This window comes from Bergeyella cardium (assembly GCF_009914665.1).
Lineage (GTDB): Bacteria > Bacteroidota > Bacteroidia > Flavobacteriales > Weeksellaceae > Bergeyella_A > Bergeyella_A cardium.
This window is the reverse complement of sequence record NZ_CP029149.1, coordinates 1,383,967-1,404,381: the sequence shown is the minus strand read 5'-3', so window position 1 is coordinate 1,404,381 and position 20,415 is coordinate 1,383,967. Positions and strand designations below refer to the sequence as shown.

The 20,415-nt window shown below is 38.9% G+C and carries 19 protein-coding genes and 3 tRNA genes; 6 read left to right on the top strand and 16 right to left on the bottom strand.

Features of this window, described 5'->3' with window-relative positions; genetic code table 11:
• Positions 1–7 precede the first annotated feature (7 nt).
• Complete coding sequence (locus DBX24_RS06475; protein ID WP_160224348.1) at positions 8–1,984, top strand: porin family protein; 1,977 nt, start codon at positions 8–10, stop codon at positions 1,982–1,984.
• Between the two features lie 57 nt (positions 1,985–2,041).
• Here the strand turns inward: DBX24_RS06475 and DBX24_RS06470 are convergent, their stop codons facing one another.
• Both DBX24_RS06470 and DBX24_RS06465 read right to left on the bottom strand, forming a co-directional pair.
• Positions 2,042–2,827 carry a porin family protein gene (locus DBX24_RS06470; RefSeq protein ID WP_160224347.1) on the bottom strand — a complete coding sequence of 262 codons (786 nt, stop codon included), beginning with the start codon at positions 2,825–2,827 and terminating at the stop codon, positions 2,042–2,044.
• A gap of 69 nt (positions 2,828–2,896) precedes the next feature.
• A complete protein-coding gene (locus DBX24_RS06465) occupies positions 2,897–3,127 on the bottom strand; it encodes a helix-turn-helix domain-containing protein (protein WP_160224346.1) in 231 nt (76 codons plus the stop codon).
• A gap of 81 nt (positions 3,128–3,208) precedes the next feature.
• Here DBX24_RS06465 and DBX24_RS06460 point away from each other — a divergent pair, with 81 nt between their 5' ends.
• Positions 3,209–4,339: a hypothetical protein gene (locus DBX24_RS06460; RefSeq protein ID WP_160224345.1), complete on the top strand. Its 1,131-nt coding sequence runs from the start codon at positions 3,209–3,211 to the stop codon at positions 4,337–4,339.
• A gap of 91 nt (positions 4,340–4,430) precedes the next feature.
• Here the strand turns inward: DBX24_RS06460 and DBX24_RS06455 are convergent.
• The 3 genes from DBX24_RS06455 to DBX24_RS06445 all read right to left on the bottom strand — a co-directional run bounded on the left by DBX24_RS06455 (position 4,431) and on the right by DBX24_RS06445 (position 4,724).
• Positions 4,431–4,504 (bottom strand) — tRNA-Arg (locus DBX24_RS06455).
• 51 nt (positions 4,505–4,555) lie between these two features.
• Positions 4,556–4,630 (bottom strand) — tRNA-Pro (locus DBX24_RS06450).
• 9 nt (positions 4,631–4,639) lie between these two features.
• Positions 4,640–4,724: transfer RNA gene (locus DBX24_RS06445), tRNA-Ser, on the bottom strand.
• Positions 4,725–4,846: 122 nt separating this feature from the next.
• Here DBX24_RS06445 and DBX24_RS06440 point away from each other — a divergent pair.
• The 3 genes from DBX24_RS06440 to DBX24_RS06430 all read left to right on the top strand — a co-directional run bounded on the left by DBX24_RS06440 (position 4,847) and on the right by DBX24_RS06430 (position 6,975).
• Positions 4,847–5,860, top strand: coding sequence for an N-acetylmuramoyl-L-alanine amidase (locus tag DBX24_RS06440; RefSeq protein ID WP_120489442.1), 1,014 nt, complete (start codon positions 4,847–4,849; stop codon positions 5,858–5,860).
• Position 5,861: 1 nt separating this feature from the next.
• Positions 5,862–6,380 carry a nitroreductase family protein gene (locus DBX24_RS06435; protein WP_309568986.1) on the top strand — a complete coding sequence of 173 codons (519 nt, stop codon included), beginning with the start codon at positions 5,862–5,864 and terminating at the stop codon, positions 6,378–6,380.
• 178 nt (positions 6,381–6,558) lie between these two features.
• Complete coding sequence (locus tag DBX24_RS06430) at positions 6,559–6,975, top strand: nucleoside-diphosphate kinase (RefSeq protein WP_245957203.1); 417 nt, start codon at positions 6,559–6,561, stop codon at positions 6,973–6,975.
• 66 nt (positions 6,976–7,041) lie between these two features.
• On the opposite strand, the gene tpx is transcribed toward DBX24_RS06430, so the two are convergent.
• The 11 genes from tpx to DBX24_RS06375 form a co-directional block, all read right to left on the bottom strand.
• Positions 7,042–7,539, bottom strand: a complete 498-nt coding sequence (gene tpx / locus DBX24_RS06425) for a thiol peroxidase (protein ID WP_120489443.1) — start codon at positions 7,537–7,539, stop codon at positions 7,042–7,044.
• Between the two features lie 200 nt (positions 7,540–7,739).
• Complete coding sequence (gene secD, locus DBX24_RS06420) at positions 7,740–10,622, bottom strand: protein translocase subunit SecD (RefSeq protein WP_120489444.1); 2,883 nt, start codon at positions 10,620–10,622, stop codon at positions 7,740–7,742.
• Positions 10,623–10,762: 140 nt separating this feature from the next.
• On the bottom strand, positions 10,763–11,677 hold the full coding sequence (locus DBX24_RS06415; protein WP_160224344.1) for a dimethylarginine dimethylaminohydrolase family protein: 915 nt from the start codon (positions 11,675–11,677) through the stop codon (positions 10,763–10,765).
• Between the two features lie 185 nt (positions 11,678–11,862).
• A complete protein-coding gene (locus DBX24_RS06410; protein ID WP_160224343.1) occupies positions 11,863–13,149 on the bottom strand; it encodes a citrate synthase in 1,287 nt (428 codons plus the stop codon).
• A gap of 131 nt (positions 13,150–13,280) precedes the next feature.
• Entirely contained in the window at positions 13,281–13,955 is a 675-nt protein-coding gene (locus tag DBX24_RS06405) for a superoxide dismutase (RefSeq protein WP_160224342.1), read from the bottom strand.
• A gap of 22 nt (positions 13,956–13,977) precedes the next feature.
• Positions 13,978–14,274, bottom strand: a complete 297-nt coding sequence (locus DBX24_RS06400) for a YHS domain-containing protein (RefSeq protein ID WP_160224341.1) — start codon at positions 14,272–14,274, stop codon at positions 13,978–13,980.
• A 125-nt stretch (positions 14,275–14,399) separates the two neighbouring features.
• Positions 14,400–14,933, bottom strand: a complete 534-nt coding sequence (gene azu, locus DBX24_RS06395) for an azurin (protein WP_120489449.1) — start codon at positions 14,931–14,933, stop codon at positions 14,400–14,402.
• Positions 14,934–15,032: 99 nt separating this feature from the next.
• Positions 15,033–16,142, bottom strand: coding sequence for a lipid-A-disaccharide synthase (gene lpxB / locus DBX24_RS06390; protein ID WP_160224340.1), 1,110 nt, complete (start codon positions 16,140–16,142; stop codon positions 15,033–15,035).
• Positions 16,143–17,543: a 23S rRNA (uracil(1939)-C(5))-methyltransferase RlmD gene (gene rlmD, locus DBX24_RS06385; RefSeq protein WP_374210795.1), complete on the bottom strand. Its 1,401-nt coding sequence runs from the start codon at positions 17,541–17,543 to the stop codon at positions 16,143–16,145.
• 175 nt (positions 17,544–17,718) lie between these two features.
• The gene (locus DBX24_RS06380) at positions 17,719–18,201 is read right to left on the bottom strand and encodes a MoaF-related domain-containing protein (RefSeq protein ID WP_160224339.1); all 483 of its coding nucleotides are present in this window, start codon (positions 18,199–18,201) and stop codon (positions 17,719–17,721) included.
• Between the two features lie 15 nt (positions 18,202–18,216).
• The gene (locus DBX24_RS06375; protein WP_160224338.1) at positions 18,217–18,777 is read right to left on the bottom strand and encodes an NAD(P)H-dependent oxidoreductase; all 561 of its coding nucleotides are present in this window, start codon (positions 18,775–18,777) and stop codon (positions 18,217–18,219) included.
• Positions 18,778–19,175: 398 nt separating this feature from the next.
• Between DBX24_RS06375 and DBX24_RS06370 the strand changes: the two genes are divergently transcribed.
• Positions 19,176–20,411: an OmpP1/FadL family transporter gene (locus DBX24_RS06370; protein WP_160224337.1), complete on the top strand. Its 1,236-nt coding sequence runs from the start codon at positions 19,176–19,178 to the stop codon at positions 20,409–20,411.
• The last annotated feature ends 4 nt before the right edge of the window (positions 20,412–20,415 follow it).

Here is a 20,415-nt window from a genome sequence, read left to right as displayed (position 1 = left end):
ATCCTCTATGAAGAAACTTATCCTCCCACTATGCCTTATTGGCATTGGGATTAATGCACAAAAAGTTAAAAAAGATAGTATAAAACAAATAAAAGGCGTAACGCTAACCACCTTTGCAAAGAAAAAGATACAAAATGATGTAAAACTCAACTGCTCAGTAGACGAGTACTTGGCATCATCGGATAATATTAGCTTTGTGAAAAGAGGGGCCTACGCCTGGGAGCCTCTCCTCAATAATATGAACAGCGAAAGACAAGTGGTAACCATTGATGGTATGCACATCTTCGGAGCGTGTACCGACAAGATGGATCCCATTACCTCCTATGTAGAGACAAACAACCTTTCCAAGATAGACATACAGTCTGGTCAGGAAGGTGGTCTGCACGGCTCTACCATCGCTGGCGCAATAGACCTCAAACGAAGGAGATTTTCTTTCTCTACTACTGAAAAATTCGGTGGTTCTTATCAAACAGGTGCTGAGCTGAACAACTTCCAGTTTTTTAACCTTGGAGATGTGTACTATACCACCCCAGGATTTGTTGTAGATGGAAGTGTTTCCTATCGTACTGCAAGTAATTATAAAGCAGGAGGTGGAGAGGAAGTACTCCATTCTCAATACAATAAGTTTAATACCTCTGTAGGCTTGGGCTTTAAGACCAGTCCTCTCTCTGCAGTAAAGGTAGATGCTATCTTTGACTTGGCAAAAGATGTGGGCTACCCCGCTCTCCCTATGGATGTATGGCTTGCAAGGGCGCTCATCACCTCTGCATCTTATAAACAATTATTCGAGGATAAGATGATAAAAGTTTGGGACACCAAGTTCTATTTTAATGCGATAGAACATTATATGGATGATACCAAACGCCCAAACAACCCAGTGCATATGGATATGCCAGGATGGAGCACCACTTATGGACTTCTTTCCAAACTGGTAATAAAGGAGCGTAAGTTTGCTTCCGAGATACAGATTAATGGCTATCAAAATGAATCTACAGCAGAGATGACGATGTATCCAAAAGCCTATGGACTCCCTCTGATGTTTGCCTATACCTGGCCCGTAGTTACTACAAACTATGCCGGGCTATCAGTAAGCAATCAATGGGATATAAGTGAGAGAAGCTCTATTAATTTTGGAGGCTCTGCCAGCCTTCACCACAACCGAGCGAAGTATATGGATTTCGCTTGGATATTCCACCCTGGAGCTCCTCAGGAGACTACAAGGTTCCTCCCGAGCCTTTATGGTTCGTATAAAGTGGACTTCTCACCTGTTAGTTTCAGTTTCGGATTGGGCTACGGGCACAGAGCACCTTCCGTCTCCGAAGGCTATGGCTACTATATCTACAACAGTTTTGATAGATACGACTATATCGGTAATCCTAACCTGAAAAATGAAATCTCCCACGAAGCCAACTTCCTCGCGAGCTTCAAAGGTGGTAAGTTTAGTGCAGAAGCAAAAGCCAATTTCTTCTATATTAAGAATTATATCATCGGTAAGATTTTGAATATCGGTTATCCAATGAATATTCTATCGGTAGGAGTAAAAGGCTATACGGGATTAGAACATGCTAAAATCTTTAATGCTTCGCTGGATATGAAGTATACCTTCTCCGATAACTGGAATTGGAAAGGTATGCTCACCTACGCAAAAGGAGAGGATTTTAATGGTCGTAATCTACCGTTTATTCGTCCGCTAAGCTATCAGACGAGCCTTAGGTTTAATAATGATAAGTTTTCTGTGCAGGCTTCTGTAAATGGAGATTTTGAGCAGACCGCATTCAGTGCCGAGTATGGAGAGGATAAAACTCCTGCCTACATCGTCTATAACCTGTCGGCTGATTATACCCTGCCTATCGGAAGAAGGAACCTTCAATTGCAGGTGGGTGCCGAGAACTTATTAGATACCCATTATAGCACCTATGCCGACTGGGGGAATATCCCTCGTATGGGGCGTAATATATTCTTAGGTGCGAAAGTGAGTTTTTAAAACTTCATAGAGTAATAAAAAAAGAAGCCTCCCTTTTGGGGGCTTTTTTTATAATTTTCATCTATAAGGAAGGTTCCATATAAGGTCTATTGCTGCATAATGTACTCCGTACTTAGCCTTAGGATTATTTCGCACTTGGTTGTTCATATAGCCGATATCCATCGTGAGCGCCGTATTCGGGATATCAAATGAATAGAAAAAGGTATATCGGGTTTCCTTATACTGAAAAGGCGACCAATAAGACGGCTCAGCAGAGATTTTATACCCTGTACTGAAAAATGCTTCTGCCCCAAAATGAAGTTTCTGATTATTTTTTGAAGACAGCGCATAGGTAAGCTGAGCCTTTACACGAGTTCTCAGTTGCAAGGTTTCATCTGCATTATTAAAATCTGCATCGTAGAATTTCCTCACTTCCTGCCTTAGCGTATTCTTCCATTTCCATCGGTTAAATGGCTTTAAAGTATAACTGTAACGAGCATAAATCTTAAACTCCTGCCTCACACCCTCTTTATTATAAGGTGCTTCATCTGAATATTCATTCTTTCTACTGTAACTAACAGCATAAGTGTATTGATGGTTAGGTGCAAAATCTCTATACATCTCATAATTGAGAATCAAAATTGAGTTTTTAGAAAAGGGATTATCATTATTGGGTTCGCTTGTATTCCCCACTCCGATGTAGGCAAGTGATTTTTTCGTTCCCTCCTCGTTCAGCTGCTTCTTTATTCCCAATGCAGACCAGCTCCCTACATTCGTATCCCTTCCCAACCCAGGTGGACTGATTTGCGCCTTAGCAATAATAAAGGCAACGCTTCCCAAAAGACTAAAAATAGTTTTTTTCATAATTTCTATACGATAAATGGCAAATTTAGTACATAAGCCACCATATGAAAGGCTCACTTTTACTAAAATCTACTTAACAAAAAAGTCTAATAAATCCTTTGGATGAATCTCCAATGCTTCTGAAATTCTAAAAAGAGTAATAATAGTAGGATTAGTTCTTCCTGCTTCTATTCTAGAAATATTGGTTGGGTCTATATTTCCTTCCATTTTGCCAACAAGTTCTACTTGGGAAAGACCTCTCTGAAGCCTAATCTCTTTGATTTTTCGTCCTATATTTTTAAGGATTTCAGATTTTTCCACTTGACTTATTTGACAAGTCAAAACTATTTATTAGCTTTGCTAACCTAAATGCCATATATGGCAATATTAAAATAAATTATTATGGCTTATATTACTATTTCCACTTTTAATCAGTTAACAGGTAACATTAATATTCCAAAAGAATATTGGGAAAAGATTACATTAGAAGAGTTTTTAGATTATCTCTATAATAATGAGCTACTTTATCCTATATTTAATCAACTTGAATTAAATCAATTATGCAATATCAAATTACTCATAAAAGAAGGAGATAATGAGAATATTGAATATTATAAGCCTATTCCTTCTCAAAAAGATACCAAGGATAGGGTATTTTTCAAGGGAAGAGATAATGCTTCATATCACTTATATAAAGATTGTGAATATTTACATCGTAGTTATATTGATTTTACTATTCCTTCTGATATTCAAGAATTAGATTATAAATATCCCGAGAGTGAAGCTGTAATTTTTTTCAGACAGTGGTTTGAGAAATTCATATGGGAAAAAATTGAATACAAAGCAAGAATAGATGATAATTTTTCAGAAAAATATAAGCATCTTATTGATAAAAAACAAAATTTATTAGAGACTTTACATATAATAGATGACGATTTTAACCTTAATGAGTATCATGATATTGTTGAAAGATACAATTCCTTTATTGTTAAAAAATTTGAAGTTTATAAAGATGAAGCTGGAGATTCAATTGTTAAAAATCTTAATCGTGATTATATTATGATGATAAAACATAAAAATACTAGCTATACAGAAATTGAAAGAGAATTCAACATTACAAAAGAAGTAGATAATATTATAAAAGAAAGAAATAAAATATGCCTACCTGAACATTATGGAGAAATTCTTTATAAATTATCGAAATACTCTTACTGTCATAATAAAGAAGAAGAAGAAATATTTGAAATTATTAGAAACCGAAAAGAAGGTGATTCTTATGTTACTTTTATTAAAGAATATTATAGCTTAGAAAATATAAGATCTTTCTGGAAAGAACATTTAAATTTATCAAAAAAGGCAGTAGATATACTAAAAAAATATTTTATATGGACTTATGGAATTGAGGACAAATCATTTGACACAGTATTTCTTCAGAATTTTAATATTTACTGCTGTTACAATTGTCAACAAAGGAGTTTTGATTTTGATTTATTTATTAAAGAATACGAAAAAAACAATAATATTACTAACTAATGATGACTTATTAAAGTTCTTATAATTAGTACTCTCTATACACAACTAAAAAAAGCCCTACAATTCCTTGTAAGGCTTTAATTTCTAAAAGTGAGCGCGAAAGGATTCGAACCTTTGACCGTCTGCTTAGAAGGCAGATGCTCTATCCAGCTGAGCTACGCACCCTTCATTTTGTTATGAGTAATAAGCAAAAACTCCCGAGGGGAAGTTTATTTGTCGGGGTGGCAGGATTCGAACCTGCGACCTCCTGGTCCCAAACCAGGCGCGATGACCGGACTACGCTACACCCCGTTTTCTGTGCGGAGGGTAAGGGATTCGAACCCTTGCGACCCTTTCGGGTCGACAGTTTAGCAAACTGCTCCGTTAACCACTCCGGCAACCCTCCTTGCAATACTTTTTAAGACCGTCTGTTCCTTAATTGCGAGTGCAAATATATAAGAGTTTTTATTATCTGCCAAATTTTTGGGGAAGTTTTTTTTCGTACTTTTGAACCCTAATTTTAACAAAATGATAAAATCAAAATATAATTTATTATTTATCACTTCATTAATGATAAGTGCAGTTTCTTGCTCAACTCAGAATAAAACGCATAAAAAACCAATTCCACACCAACCCAATACCACCACTACCACTACAGAACACAAAAAACCCGAAATTACTCATATAGGGAATTATGATTTTTTCCCTCAAAATATTGCAGACTCTTCTAAGAATAATAATACCACGAGCTACGGTTCCATAGTCTCTGCAAAACCTGCTGGCTATAAAGTAACCAAAGATTACTTCCCTTCTATGGGTCAGAATTTCAGACAGAGATTTCTTATTCTTCATTATACCGCATTAGATAATGAAAAATCTGCAATGGTTCTTACCCAGCAGTCGGTAAGTTCTCATTACCTTGTAAATGATACTAATGACAATGAAATTTATCAGTTGGTCGATGAAAATAAAAGGGCTTTCCACACAGGTATTAGTTACTGGAGAGGCTTTGAGCAGCTTAATGACAACTCGATAGGTATAGAAATAGTGAATAAAGGCTATACCACAGTAGAGGGTAAGAAAGTTTTTGTAGATTATCCTGAATGGCAATTCAGAAAAGTCGCTGCTCTGGCTAAGGATATCATTACAAGGTATCAAATGCCCCCTACCAATGTACTCGGGCACTCAGATATAGCTCCTACAAGAAAGCAAGACCCTGGTCCTACCTTCCCTTGGAAAAGGCTCTATAATGAATATCAAATAGGGATGTGGTATGACGATGCCACTAAGCAATACTTCATCAGCCAGATGACTCCAGAGGAATTCGAAGTACAGCTATCAAGCGCTCCTTTTATATTTAATTATCAAACAATGCTAAAAAATTTCGGCTACAAAATAGAGCTTTCAGGAGCTAATGATACCACTACACAAAAGGTTGTAGAGGCTTTTCAATATCATTTCCGACCAGAAAAATGCGATGGAATAATGGATATAGAAACCTATGCAATACTTCGAGCTCTGCTTCAAAAATATCCTAAATAAGATGATGATGACGGAAATAGAAGTTTTAAAACAGATTATAGAGAAGAGGAAAAGCATTTTTCCAAAAGATTATACCGATAAAGATATCCCTGCACAGGTAGTGGAAGATATCGTCTCCACTGCAAAACTTGCTCCTAATCATAAACGGACAAAACCTTGGAAATTTAAAGTTCTCCGAGGTGAGGAAAAGAAAAAGTTAGGCAAAGAACTCCAAAAGATTTATAAGGATACCGTGCCGCCCAATATGTTCTTAGATAAAAAATATCAGGATATAGGCTTTAAGATAGAAAAAGCGAATGCCGTCGTAGCTTTAATCTGCGAATTCAGTGTAATCGTACCTGAATGGGAGGAAATCGCAGCCGTAGCAATGGCAGTCCAAAATATGTATCTGATGTGTACCGCTTATAACTTGGGCTGCTATTGGAGCTCCCCTGCGTATGTAAATCAGGTAAAGGAAAGTTTCCAAATTGGTGAGAGCCAAAAGTGTTTAGGACTATTCTACATAGGGAGTGTGGATTAGTATAAAATAAAAACCCCGCAGGACGCGGGGTAAAAACTAATAACCATGAAAACTCAAATTAAACATGAGAATCGCTTTCCTTAGTAACAAACCCCGTGCCAAAAACAGTCTGTCAGAAAACAAAAAGCCCTAGCATATAAAACTTTTTTGATTATTTTTGCCCCGAAAAATATGATTTATGTCAGATATTACATTTACAATGATTAAACCCGATGCGGTTCAAGATGGGCATATCGGTGCTATTTTATCAAAAATCACTGAGGCAGGCTTTAAGATAAAAGCATTAAAACTCACTCAACTTACAGTAGATGACGCTAAAAAGTTCTATGCCATACACTCTGAAAGACCATTCTTCGGAGAGCTTGTTGAGTTTATGAGTAGCGGACCCATAGTAGCAGCAGTCTTGGAAAAAGAAAATGCAGTGGAAGATTTCAGAAAGCTGATAGGTGCTACCAACCCTGCCGAAGCTGCTGAGGGAACAATCAGAAAACGGTTTGCAAGAAGCGTAGGAGAGAATGCAGTACACGGTTCGGATTCCGATGAGAATGCTTTAATAGAAGCACAATTCCACTTCTCTGGCAGAGAGATTTTCTAAGAGATGATTAAGAAAAAGCAAAGGGACTTCAAATGAAGTCCCTTTTTTATTTGAATATTTATATTCTTATTTAAGTGCAGCAATTGCAGCATCATAATTCGGCTCATCGGTAAGCTCTGCTACAAGTTCGGTATAGATGATTTTATGAGTTTCATCTGTAACCACCACAGCACGGCTAAGAAGACCTTTTAATGGAGTATCGGTAAGGACTACCCCCAGCCTGTCGCCATAATCAGATCTAAAGTCTGACAAATTGTCTATATTATCCAATCCTTCAGCAGCGCAGAATCTGCTCATTGCAAAAGGGAGATCTCTTGCTACATTAATCACCACTGTATTTTCAAGGTTGGTAGCCTCTACATTAAACTTTCTTGCAGATGCCTGGCACACACCAGTATCTATACTTGGGAAGATATTAAGGACTAATCTTTTCCCTTTAAAATCTGCCAAAGACTTCTCAGAGAGGTCTTGTGCTACGAGTTTAAAATCTGCCAGTGCTGTTCCCACTGCTGGAAGCTCCCCTGAGGTATGAGCTTCATTTCCTTTAAATGTAATTGTTGCCATATTTTTTAATAATATTGGTTAAAACAGTTCAAAGGTAATTAAAAAAAGCTGATAATATTCATAGAAAAAAACTATACCTGCTATAAACCTCCGTAACCACTTTTCAATTTCCCCCTCTACAGCTTACTGCCTGTAAAAAAAAACGAATCGTTCCGCTATCAAAGATAGCGGGACGATTCTATGTCAATTCCAATTTAACTTTATTTATTGGTAGAGGTTCTCCCTGTTACGGTTTCTTCCTTGCCTTTACCCCTAAGGGTGTCATAAGCAATAGCCGAAGCTACGAAGATGGAAGAATATGCCCCAAAGGCAATACCGAGAAGGAGAGCGAAGATAAAGCCTCGAAGATTCTCACCACCGAAAATAAAGATGGAGAGCAATACGAGGAGGGTGGTTATCGTGGTATTGAAAGTTCTCCCCAGCGTGCTGGAAATAGAATCATCAAAGAGACCTGCCAGCGTAAGGGCTTTTTTCTCACGAAGGTACTCACGGATACGGTCAAAGATAATCACGGTATCATTGAGCGAGTAACCAATTACGGTGAGTATTGCGGCTATAAAGTCTTGGTTGATTTCCATATTAAACGGCATTATGGTGTAGAAGAGCGAGTATGCTCCAAGCACGATAATAGCATCGTGAAGGAGAGATGCCACTGCACCGAGAGAGAATTGCCATTTATTAAACCTGATGAGGATGTAAAGGAAGATCGCTGCTAATGATACAACCACTGCCAGCGTACCACCGAGCTTAATATCTTCGGCTACGGAAGGACCTACCTTAGCAGAAGACACGATACCAAACTGAGACTCATCCGAAGATTTAAAGGACTCCAAAGTAGCCTCTTTCGGAAGGAAAGGCTTCAAGCCTTCGAAGAGCTTTTGCTCGATCTCTTGGTCGGTTTCTAGAGATTCATCATCTATCTTATAATCGGTTGTTATTTTAAGCTGTGTATCATTACCGAAAGTCTTTATGTCTACGGTATTATTCTTACCATCTTCGGTTTTGAAAAGCGGAGCAAGGGCAGTTTTAGCCTCATCGAGATTGGCTTTCTTTTCAAGTTTCACTACATAGTTTCTACCTCCTTCAAAATCTACCCCGAACTTAAATCCATTAATAGCGATAGATGCAAGGCAGATAACGGTAAGGATAGTAGAGAAGATATACGCATATTTCCTCTTACCGATAAAGTCTATCCAAGTGTTTCTAAACAGGTTTTTAGTAGGAGCCGTCCATACCGAAAGAGGTTTTCCTTTCTCCAGCCTGTTGAATATCATCACCCTTGCAAGACCGATATTGGTAAAGAATGTCATCACAATACCGATAATCAAGGTAACAGCAAAGCCTTTAATAGGCCCCGTACCGAAAATATAGAGTACGATAGCCGTAAGAATAGTAGTAAGGTGACCATCAAAAATAGCCCAGAAAGCGTGTTTAAAGCCATCTTTATAAGCTTGAAGGATGTTTTTCCCTGTAAAAAGCTCTTCTTTTGTTCTTTCATAAATGATGACATTGGTATCCACTGCCACTGCCATTGAGAGTACGATACCCGCAATACCTGGCAGGGTAAGGGTAAAGTCCCCAGAATCCATTATACCAAAGATGTAGAAGAGGTTAAATATCATTGCAATTACAGCATATACCCCTGCCCCACCATAGTAGAAAATAATATAGACAATCATCACTACAAATGCGATAAGGAAGGATACAAGACCTGCATTAATAGATTCTTGCCCAAGTGAAGGACCTACTACATCTGCCTGTACTACTTTAGCACCTGCCGGGAGCTTACCTGCACCGAGTACATTCACCAAATCCTGAGCTTCGTCTTGAGTAAAGCTACCCGAGATTTGAGTTCTACCATTAGGGATCACACTCTGAACCGTAGGTGCAGTATATACGCTGTTATCCAAAGTTACCGCAACTGGTTTTTTGAGGTTTTTCTCCGTCATTGTTTTCCAGTCTTTTGCTCCTTTAGAATCCATCTGCATATCTACTACTATCCTACCAATCTGGTCATACGAGATATTTGCAGACTCTACGGCACCGTCTACTGGTGCTTTTTGGTTGATATTCCCTTTTATAGCATAAAGTGTAAGATGGTCTGGCGATTCAGACTCTGGCTTATACCCCCACATAAACTGTGTATATCTAAGGTTAGCAGGTCTGAGTTTAATAGCCACTTCGCTGTTAAGGAGTTTATTTACAGCCGCGGTATCCGATAGTTTTACATTCGCAATTCCATTGGAATACAATCGCTGAGAAAAGAGTACTTTTTCTAAGTTGATATTTTTATCTACACCTATGGAATCTCCTTTTGTAGAAACGGCAGCTTGTAACTGCTGTATGTATGGAGCAACTTCCTCCCCGAGCTGTACTTCCCAGAATTGGAGTTTAGCAGATGATTGGAGCATTTTCTTTACTCTATCTATATCTTTTACCCCAGGCATTTCTACAGAAATCCTACCTGTACCTGGCACTCTCTGTACATTCGGCTGTACAGAAGCATTCATCTTCTCGATACGGGTACGGATAACTTCAAAGGCAGTACCTACCGACTGATCTATTCTTGTTTTTACGATTTTCTTTACCTGCTCATCAGTGGTATTGTACTTTACAGCAGGCAGGTTTATATTCCCAAATACTTCTGGGTCTGCGAGTTTAAGGTTCGCTTGTTTTTCCTGATTTACTTTATCAAACTGCTCAAAAAAGAGATCTATATATGCCTTAGCAGAGCTTTTAGAGACTTTGTCTGTTCTGTTAAGCGCCTCTATTACCACTGGGTTTGCGGTGTAATTGGTAAGGTCATTTACTAAATCTCTCTGATTGATTTCCAAAAGAACATTGATACCACCTTTAAGGTCAAGACCGAGTTTCATCTCTTTTTCCTTCGCTTTGGAGTAGTAAAGTTTCGTGTAGTAAAGGTCTAAGGTATCCTCTTTAATTCTTTTAATTTCCTTCTCATTGCCCTTTGCAGCGGCTATTTTTTCCTCAGTTCTCGCAACATACCAAGTTGGTAACAGTTCATTGAGGCAAATAAGCCCTAATACAATGGCAATGGTAACGATAAGTCCTTTTCCTTGCATTTTAATACAACATTAATTTTAACAGTCGGCAAATATAATCATTTTCTTTAAAGCAAATGGGGTTCAAGTAGATTAATTAAGCTAAAAATCATAAAAAAAATCCCCACTTACTGAGTGGAGATTATTATAATTATCATTTTTTATTCCCTTACCAGTGGCATTGTGGAGCATCTCAAGAGACCGCCCATTTTAGAGATTTCCCTGTAGGGTATTTCCTCTACGCTAAGGTTCCAAACCTCTCTAAGATGATTATTCATACGCGTAAAAGCAGAGTCTGAAACCACAACTTCTGGTGAAATAGAGAAGATATTCGGGTTCATAGCAAACATCTCTTCATCCGTAACCTGGAAGCAATTTTCCTCACCAAAAACATCCAATATCAAGTGAAAATCATCCTCATCTACAAAGCCATTAGGATATACAATACACTTGTCTTCACCCACAGGATTAAAGGTACAATCCAAATGCAAAATCCCCTTATACGGCTCTTTATCATTCTTTTTTAGGTCAAAATCTATTATTCTTTTCTTTGGGAAAAACTCTTTAAGAATATCAATCGCATATTCATTGGTTCGTGCAGTTTTAAAATTTCTGTAATCTTCACTATAGCAAGTTCCTACAAAAATAAAATCATTCCACACAATCACATCTCCACCCTCTATATGCGCTCTTTCTGGGAGGTTGATAAGGTTTCTCCAATCTATCTTTTCAAAGATTTTAGAGTATGCGTGCTGCTCATTTGCCCTATCAGAAATCAGATTAGAAATAATCATCTTATCCTCTATCACAAAAGCTACATCTCGCGCAAAAACCTGGTTATAATCCTCTATCACATCGGGTCTAAGAACTTCTACACCATATTTTTTAAGGATATTTTCAAAAATACTCATTTCATCCACAATATCTTTCTCTGTAGGATAGATATTATGCAGAATGGTGTGGTAAGATTTCGCATCATAGCTCTCTTCCAGCGTGGGAATAGCCCCCATAGAAGCGGGCTGACCCAGCACTACCGACCTTAAACGCCCCGTTTCGTTCTTGATATTAAGTTTCATAAAAAATCTACTTGTGCCAAAAGTAGAGAAATTCAAAAAAATACACAAATACAGCTACTCAATATCCATATTAAAAGTATCTTATGGACAATGCCCTCGGCTGGCAATAGCATAAAAAATAAGAGCCAGTATTTTTTAATACTGGCTCCTTATTTATGAAAAAAACTATTAAAAATTCTTACTGATTAGCGCGCTTCAATAGGGATGTACTCTCTTTTTGGAGCACCTTGGTATACTTGTCTTGGTCTTCCAATTGGGTCGCCTTTCAGCCTCATTTCTTTCCATTGAGAGATCCATCCTGGTAATCTTCCGAGGGCAAACATTACCGTAAACATTTCCGTAGGTATGCCCAGTGCTCGGTAGATAATTCCAGAGTAGAAATCCACATTCGGATAGAGTTTTCTCTCTACAAAGTACTCATCTTCCAGCGCTACTCTTTCGAGCTGCATAGCGATATCGAGTGCTTTATCGTGGAGTCCTAATTTATCCAATATATCGTGAGCAGATTTCTTAATGATTTTTGCTCTCGGGTCAAAGTTCTTATACACCCTATGACCAAAGCCCATCAGCCTAAATTTATCGTCTTTATCTTTTGCTTTTGCTACGAATTTCGCTACATCTCCGCCGTCTTTTTCTATCATTTCGAGCATCTCAATTACCGCTTGATTAGCTCCTCCGTGGAGAGGTCCCCAAAGCGCAGATACCCCTGCGGAGATAGATGCAAACAATCCTGTATGCGCAGAACCTACCATTCTCACGGTAGAAGTAGAGCAGTTTTGCTCGTGATCTGCGTGGAGGATGAGCAGCTTATCCAAAGCATTTACGATAACGGGGTCGCTCTCAAACTCTTCATTTGGCAGTCGGAACATCATTCGGTAGAAGTTCTCTACATAGTCTAATGAATTATCTCCGTGATTGAGCGGAAGCCCTTTGGTCTTTCTATAAGTCCAAGCAGCGAGGTGGGCAAATTTCGCAATAAGCATCTCCGCAGCGTGGTCAAGGTCTTCCTTAGACTGAACATTTACCGCCCTTGGGTTGAATGCCGTAAGCGAAGATGTAAGCGTGGAAAGAACTCCCATAGGGTGCGCAGAACGAGGGAAAGCATCCAGCACTTTCTTCATTTCCTCTGCCACATAGTTATATACTTTAATACTTTTATTGAATTTATCAAACTCCGCCTGCGTAGGAAGCTCTCCGTGAAGCAAAAGATACATTACCTCTGTAAAGTTTGATTTTTCAGCAATTTGCTCAATAGGATACCCCCTATAATAGAGCTCTCCATTATCCCCATCCAAATAAGTAACTTGGCTAATTGTAGCTCCCGTATTCTTATATCCTAAATCAAGAGTAATGAGCCCCGTATCACTTCTAAGTTTAGAGATATCTATACCTCTATCACCAATTACACTGTCTATGATAGGATACTCAAACGATTTTCCATCATAGCTTAATACAACTTTATTTTCTGACATATCTTAAAATTTTTCGTTAAATGTAAGAGTATTTTCACAAACAGCAAAATTATTTTTTTAAATAAAATATAAAAAAGCATAAAATTCAATAGAATCTTATGCTTTTACAAACAAAATATCTAATATGAAAATCACTTTCTTCTTAGAGCAACTTCATACCTTTTGCTCACCTCTTTCCAATTGATGATATCCCAGATGGCAGCAAGATAATCATTCCTCTTGTTTTGATATTTCAGATAGTAAGCATGCTCCCATACATCAATCCCAAGAATAGGCGTACCCTTCACTTCCGCCACATCCATAAGAGGATTATCCTGATTAGGAGTAGAGCTTACTACAAGTTTTCCATCTTTGGTCACCACAAGCCATGCCCAGCCAGAACCAAATCTCGTAGCACCTGCTTTGCTTAGCTCTTCTTTCAGCTTATCTATACTTCCAAAAGTCTTATCTATCGCTTTGCTTAGCTGTGCAGAGGGCTTTGTATTCTTCTCAGGAGTAAGAATCATCCAGAAAAGTTCGTGGTTATAATGCCCACCAGCATTATTTCTAATCCCTACATTCAAAGTGGAGACCTTAGACAAAATCTGAGGTAAAGATTCCTTTTCTAAAGGTGTACCTGCTATTGCCTTATTAAGATTGGCTACATAACCTGCTGCATGCTTTGTATAATGGATTTCCATCGTCTCGGCATCAATAGAGCCTTCGAGTGCATTATAAGCATATGGAAGCGGTGTTTGCTTAAACTGTGCAAAAATACTTTGTGCAAATAACAAAGTTCCAATTACTGTTAATTTAGTAATGTTCATAATTTAAAAATATCTATCTTTTTTATTTTACTGCATATTTTTCAGGGTCTTTCTTAAATTCTGCCTTACAATGAGCAGAGCAAAAACCATATACATCACCTTTATAATGAAGGGTATCTTTAAGGTGTTCAGCAGTTTTCATTTGGCAAATAGGATCTATTTCATTTACCACTTTTACATTCGTAAGATCTGGCTTTTTCTGATCACCCATTTCCTCAGTAGCCATATGTTCATGATGATGTTCCTCTGGCTGCTGCTTAGAGCAAGAAACAAATAGCATTGCTCCTGCCATTACTGATAAGTACGCTAAATTTTTCATATTGGTATTATTTATAAGTTTAAATATGACCCAAAAGTAAGACTTTTAAATTAATAAACAAGAAAATACATAAAAAAAGTAGCCCAAATAATTTGAGCTACTCTATTTTAATATTCAGAAAAAAATTATTCTGCAACAATCTTTCCTTTCATCATACTATAATGACCAGGGAAAGAGCAAAGGAACTCATAAGTTCCTGGTTCCAAGGTAAACTTAACAGTATCCTCTTCACCTCCACCAATGGTTTTAGTGTGTGCAATGATATCTGCATCTCCATCAGGGATATAATCAGTATCCTTAGCTTTCATTGCTTTTTCAGCAAATGCAGGGATATCTACACCTGGTTTTAGAAGAACGAAGTTGTGCCCCATTACTTCCTTAGGTTGCTTACCTGTGTGTTTTAGAGTTAGAGTAACTTCTTCACCAGCTTTTACTTTAAACTCAGTTTGAAGAAACTTCATATCATCTGTACTTTCAAGAAGTAAAGTGTTTGAAGTTTCTGGAGTAGCTGCTGCATCAGCAGAAGCATCTTCAGTTGCTGGAGCCGCCTCTTCAGTTGCTGGAGCTGTCTCCTCAGTTGAATCTTTTTTTTCTCCACCACAAGCGACTAATGCAGCAGAAAGGAAAAGTACTCCTAATAGTTGGATTGACTTTTTCATAGATGTTTAATTTAATTGATAATTTAGAAATAATAAATTTTACACTGCAAATCTAAATACAATATATTTAACCTCCAAAAAATAAATTCATTTTTTCGCTTACAATAATGCTTTAATGATAACCATTGCTGCTTTATCACTCGCTCCTTTTCCTCCTAATTTATTCTGTAATTCTTTATAATCCAAGAGTATTCTCTCTCTATTCTCGTATAAAACCTTGTGAAGTTCTCCTACTAAATTATCTGTGGTCAACTCATCCTGAATTAATTCTTTTACCACTTCTTTATTCATAATTAAATTAACCAAAGAGATGTACTTTATGTTTCTAATGAGCCATTTTCCTATGTGGTAAGACACTTTACTGCCACGGTAGCACACTACTTCTGGAACATTCAGCAGAGCTGTCTCCAAAGTCGCCGTACCAGAGGTAACCAACGCCGCCGAAGAGCATCTAAGCAGGTCATAAGTACGGTTAGAGACAAAGTGTACATCATCATCTACATATTTTTGATAGAATTCTCTCGGTAGGCTTGGTGCTCCTGCTATAACAAATTGATAATCCTCAAATCTCTCCCTTACAGAAAGCATTATGGAGAGCATTTTCTCCACTTCCTGTTTTCTTGAGCCGGGGAGCAGTGCTATAATTTCTTTATCATTAAGATTAAACTCCTTTTTAAACTCGTCTTTACTGATGGGTTTCAAATCCGAAATAGCATCTAAGAGAGGGTGCCCTACGAACCGAACCTTATTATACTGATGTTTTTTATAAAAATCCTCTTCAAAAGGGAGGATTACCAGCATTTCATCTACATATTTCTTAATAATATTCACTCTTCCTTCTTTCCAAGCCCAAAGTTGGGGCGATATATAATAAACCACCCGTATTCCGAGGCTTTTAGCAAACTTTGCAATCCTCAGGTTGAAGCCAGGATAGTCTATCAGCACCAATGTATCAGGGAGGTAGTTTTTTAGGTCTTCTTTGCAGAATTTTATGTTTTTAAGTATTGTTCTGATGTTTTTTGCCACCTCTAAAAAGCCCATAAAAGCCAGATCTCTATAATGTTTTACGAGTGTTCCGCCCACGCTTTCCATTAAATCTCCTCCCCAAAACCTAAATTCAGCGTTGGGGTCTTGTTTTAGGATGGCTTTCATCAGGTTACTGCCGTGCAAATCCCCAGATGCCTCGCCTGCAATGATATAATACTTCATTTATTTCTTTATTAAGAGGGCTATATTCTCTATATGATGGGTTTGTGGGAACATATCTACGGGGAGTATCTTCACCAGTTTATAGTCGTCTTTCATCAGGGCGATGTCTCTCGCTTGTGTAGCCGAGTTGCAGCTCACATAGACGATTTTTTCAGGTGAAAGTTTAAGGATTTGCTCCACAACTTTTGGGTGCATCCCATCTCTCGGAGGGTCGGTGATGAGTACATCGGCTTTGGGGTGGCGAGCGAGAAATTCCTCTGTAAAAACCTCCTTCATATCCCCACAGTAGAAGGTACAGTTCGCAAGTCCGTTGAGTTTTGCGTGCTCCGTAGCGGCATCTATCGCTTCTTGTACGGATTCTATCCCGATAACCTGCTTTGCGTTCCGAGCTACATATTGAGCGATCGTTCCTGTGCCAGTATAGAGGTCATAAACCACTTCATTGCCCTTTAAATCGGCAAATTCGAGCGTCTTTCTGTAAAGTTCGAGCGCTTGTTTATAGTTGGTTTGGAAGAAGGACTTCGCACCAACCTTAAACTTAAGCCCATCCATCTCTTCCATCAGAAATCCATCGCCATAATAGGTTTTAATCTCCAAATCATACACAGAATCATTGCCTTTTGGGTTAATGGCATACACCAATGTCTTAATCTGGGGGAATTTTGAGAGGATAAAGTCAAAGAGTTTCTTCCTATTTTCCTCCTCCTCGCGGAAGAGTTGGAAGACTACCATCCATTCGCCCTTAGAATTTTGCCTCATCATCAGCGTTCGGAGGAATCCATCTTGGTTTTTCAGATCGTAGAACGCCATTCCGTGTTTTTCTGCGAAGGAGCGCACCGCTATTCTCAGTTCATTAGAAGGGTCTTCCTGCAAGTAGCAGTTTTTCAGGTCTAAAACCTTGCTCCACATCCCAGGTATATGAAATCCGAGCGCATTTTTATCGTTAATATCTTGCTGCGAGCTCACCTCTTCTGGGGTAAGCCAGCGGGCGTTCGAGAACGAGAACTCCATTTTGTTTCGGTAGTAGTATTGCTCCTCTGAGCCGAGGATAGGCACCAGCTCAAAATCATCCACACCACCGATTCTCCTAATATTATTCAGCACCTCGTCCTGTTTGAAGTAGAGTTGCTTCTCATAGCTCAGGTTTTGCCACTTACAGCCCCCGCAAACACCGAAATGCTCACATTTTGGTTCTACTCTGTCCGCTGAATACTCCAAAATCTCCACTGCCTCACCTTCTATGTACTTGGATTTAGACTTCCTCACCCTTACATTTACGCTATCGCCAGGCACTGCACCTGTTACGAGCACTGTTTTCCCTTCTTCCGTCCGTCCAATTGCTACTCCTTTCGCTCCTGCAGCGAAGAGTTTTATATTTTCTAAAATCTTGTTTTTCTTCATCTTGCTAATGGCTTAGATTCTAATAAGAACCTGCAAATGTACCACTTTTTTATTGTTCAGTAAGGATTAAAGATTAATAGACAAACAGTCGCTCCATTGTATAAATAAAATCCCTCCGATTTGGAGGGAAGAATTTTATTTTAAAAATCTATTATTTAGAGTTATAGATTCAAATTTAAGGTTTTAGACTGAATTTCCCCTCGAGGGAGCGGACTTCTCTCCCGTTTCCTTCATTATAAGTCTCCTCTCCCTCATTATAAATACTTAGTAAGACGCTGGCGCTTCCTTTTTCAGTGTCGATGAGCTGGCTTACAGCAGTACCGTCGTCCTCCACCCAATGAACCAAAAATTGGGTGTCGCTGATTTGTTTTATCCCAGCAGTGGAGGTTTCCTCTAAGGTATTTCCATCTATATCGGTAGTCTTCCAGCGGACTTTCGTGGGGCTAATGTATTCTACCTCAGCAACAAAATCGGGGTAGGTGATCGTAGCCTTCTTACCGATGATGTTGATGGGTGTTTTAGCTGCGCTAAGGTTCTCGCTTTGGGAATTATCCTCTGTTTTCTCGTGATTTATGCCCGTTTTCTGGTCAGCATTGTTGGGCTTCTCGCAAGAGAGGATAAAGAATGCGGAGAGGCTGATGATGATTGCTTTTTTCATACGGATAAGGTGGTTTTAGAGGTTATAAATCTGGTCAAATACTTGCCGTGTGTGGTCTTTAGCCTTAGATTGAAGCGCTGTAAGGGCGGATTCTGGCGATAGACCAGGGAGATACATCATCCCGAAAGAAATTACAGGGTCGAGGAGGCTGAGCTGGCAGAGCGCTGCGGTTTCTTTGTGGGGTGGCAGGAGGTTTTCAAAGGGTTTTTCTCCTTCGTTCTCAGGGGTATAGTCCTCTACGCCAGCGCCAGCAGTAAAGGAGAGGATGAGCTTCTTACCTTTGAGCTTATCGCCTGTGCCTCCGTAGGCAAAGCCGTAGGTGAAGACATCATCTATCCATTTTTTGAGGATTGCAGGCACTGAATACCAGTAAACTGGCGCTTGCCACACGATTACATCGGCGTTTAGGAGTTTCTTCTGCTCTGCTTCTACGGCGATTTTGAAATCTGGGTAGAGCGCCCCGAGATCACTCACTTCCGCATTGGGAAGGAGGTGTTTCAGTTCGTCTATTATCGCTTTATTGGCGTTAGATTGGGCTAAATTAGGGTGCCCACTTACGATGAGTACGCTTTTCATTGGTTCTTTAATTTTCTATTTATTAATAAGAGGACAAAGGTAAATCATTAATCTGAATAAAAATCTTAATTTAAATTAAGATTTTAGAGAAGAGACATTTAAATGGTAAAATAGAAATATAGCTATCAATGTTCAAATGATAAAATCTCAATATTTAAATACAGTTTCTTCCTTTGAAGAAAGAATAAACAAGAGATAGACAATCTTTATCAACAGAAAATTAGATATTGTTTAATATTAAACAAAAATATTTAATCCTATAATATATATATTATTTACAAGCAATTATCATTATTAAATGAATTAAACGATATAATATTTTATAGATTTTGTTTAATAAATCTTATGTTTTGAATAATGATTATTATATCTTTGGGCGATTATTTTTAGAATTAGTTATGAAAAAACTCGTTATTAGCGCATCATTACTGGCTGGTACGATGGTCTTTGCAGGAGGATTTAAGGTTTCTCTGCAAGGCGTAAGGCAGCTAGCGATGGCACACACTTCAGCACACGCAGAAGACGCCAGTATTGCATTCTTTAACCCTGCGGGGATGTCATTTATCCCCTCAAAACTGAGTGTAGTAGCGGGAGGCTTCGGGGTAACCTCTACTATTGAGTACCAAAACCCGCACACACTGGAGAATCACAAGACAAATAACCCTCTGGGCACGCCGCTCTACGCTGCGGTCGCTTATAAAGTGGTGGATGAGGTCTCTGTGGGCTTCAGCTTCGCTACGCCGTTCGGAAGTACGGTAGATTGGGGGGAAGAATGGAGTGGTAAGGATATCGTACAGAAAATGCAGCTGAAAAGTTTCTTTTTTCAGCCGATGGTATCCGTAAAACTGGCGCCTTGGGTATCGCTGGGCGGTAGCTACATCTACGCAAAAGGTTCGGTAGATTGGGATAAGGCGGTTACCCTACTCGGAGGAAGTCTAAACATAAAAGATGAGAAAGCCAGTGGAAGTGGCTTCGGTCTGGGTTTCTATTTTCAGCCTGATGACAATCTGAATGTCAGTATTGCATACAGAAGTCCTGTGGATATGAAGGCGGAGAACGGAAAAGTGAGCTTTAATGTGGCGCCAAGCCTCTACTCGGTTCTCGGGCTCGATGCAAATGGGCAAGATTCCTTTAAAGCGACGCTCCCATTAGTGGATGAATACACACTTGCCGCTTCGTATAGAATAACGCCTAAGTGGAAAGTGGCTGCGGACTTCAATTATACGGGCTGGGACGGCTATGATAAGCTTACCCTCGATTTTGAAAACGCTAAAATCGGGAACCACCCGAGCGACCCTACCGTTTTGGTATCTGACAAGAACTTTAAGAGCACGAGAACCGTTAGACTCGGGACGGAATACAAATTTAATGAGCTCATCACGGGTAGATTGGGCTGGTATTGGGACGAATCTCCGTACGCGGACAAAGATTTTATCCCCGAAACGCCTTCATTTAATATGAATGTTCTCACCGCTGGGGTAGGTTTTAACTTTAAATCCTTCGGAATCGATTTGGCAGCGGCAAGAGCCTTCCAACAAAGCAGAAAATTTAATAACGAACAATACAACTTCTCTGGACAAGCGAAATCGAAGGCTTACTACTTCGGCTTGGGCATCAGATATAACCTCAAATAAGAAA

What these genes read in the sequence shown, in the direction of transcription:
- DBX24_RS06475 (WP_160224348.1), top strand. Translation starts at nt 8, where the DNA reads ATGAAGAAACTTATCCTCCCACTATGCCTTATTGGCATTGGGATTAAT.
- DBX24_RS06470 (WP_160224347.1), bottom strand. Translation starts at nt 2,827, where the DNA reads ATGAAAAAAACTATTTTTAGTCTTTTGGGAAGCGTTGCCTTTATTATT.
- DBX24_RS06460 (WP_160224345.1), top strand. Translation starts at nt 3,209, where the DNA reads ATGGCTTATATTACTATTTCCACTTTTAATCAGTTAACAGGTAACATT.
- DBX24_RS06440 (WP_120489442.1), top strand. Translation starts at nt 4,847, where the DNA reads ATGATAAAATCAAAATATAATTTATTATTTATCACTTCATTAATGATA.
- DBX24_RS06435 (WP_309568986.1), top strand. Translation starts at nt 5,862, where the DNA reads ATGATGATGACGGAAATAGAAGTTTTAAAACAGATTATAGAGAAGAGG.
- DBX24_RS06430 (WP_245957203.1), top strand. Translation starts at nt 6,559, where the DNA reads ATGTCAGATATTACATTTACAATGATTAAACCCGATGCGGTTCAAGAT.
- tpx (WP_120489443.1), bottom strand. Translation starts at nt 7,539, where the DNA reads ATGGCAACAATTACATTTAAAGGAAATGAAGCTCATACCTCAGGGGAG.
- secD (WP_120489444.1), bottom strand. Translation starts at nt 10,622, where the DNA reads ATGCAAGGAAAAGGACTTATCGTTACCATTGCCATTGTATTAGGGCTT.
- DBX24_RS06415 (WP_160224344.1), bottom strand. Translation starts at nt 11,677, where the DNA reads ATGAAACTTAATATCAAGAACGAAACGGGGCGTTTAAGGTCGGTAGTG.
- DBX24_RS06410 (WP_160224343.1), bottom strand. Translation starts at nt 13,149, where the DNA reads ATGTCAGAAAATAAAGTTGTATTAAGCTATGATGGAAAATCGTTTGAG.
- DBX24_RS06405 (WP_160224342.1), bottom strand. Translation starts at nt 13,955, where the DNA reads ATGAACATTACTAAATTAACAGTAATTGGAACTTTGTTATTTGCACAA.
- DBX24_RS06400 (WP_160224341.1), bottom strand. Translation starts at nt 14,274, where the DNA reads ATGAAAAATTTAGCGTACTTATCAGTAATGGCAGGAGCAATGCTATTT.
- azu (WP_120489449.1), bottom strand. Translation starts at nt 14,933, where the DNA reads ATGAAAAAGTCAATCCAACTATTAGGAGTACTTTTCCTTTCTGCTGCA.
- lpxB (WP_160224340.1), bottom strand. Translation starts at nt 16,142, where the DNA reads ATGAAGTATTATATCATTGCAGGCGAGGCATCTGGGGATTTGCACGGC.
- rlmD (WP_374210795.1), bottom strand. Translation starts at nt 17,543, where the DNA reads ATGAAGAAAAACAAGATTTTAGAAAATATAAAACTCTTCGCTGCAGGA.
- DBX24_RS06380 (WP_160224339.1), bottom strand. Translation starts at nt 18,201, where the DNA reads ATGAAAAAAGCAATCATCATCAGCCTCTCCGCATTCTTTATCCTCTCT.
- DBX24_RS06375 (WP_160224338.1), bottom strand. Translation starts at nt 18,777, where the DNA reads ATGAAAAGCGTACTCATCGTAAGTGGGCACCCTAATTTAGCCCAATCT.
- DBX24_RS06370 (WP_160224337.1), top strand. Translation starts at nt 19,176, where the DNA reads ATGAAAAAACTCGTTATTAGCGCATCATTACTGGCTGGTACGATGGTC.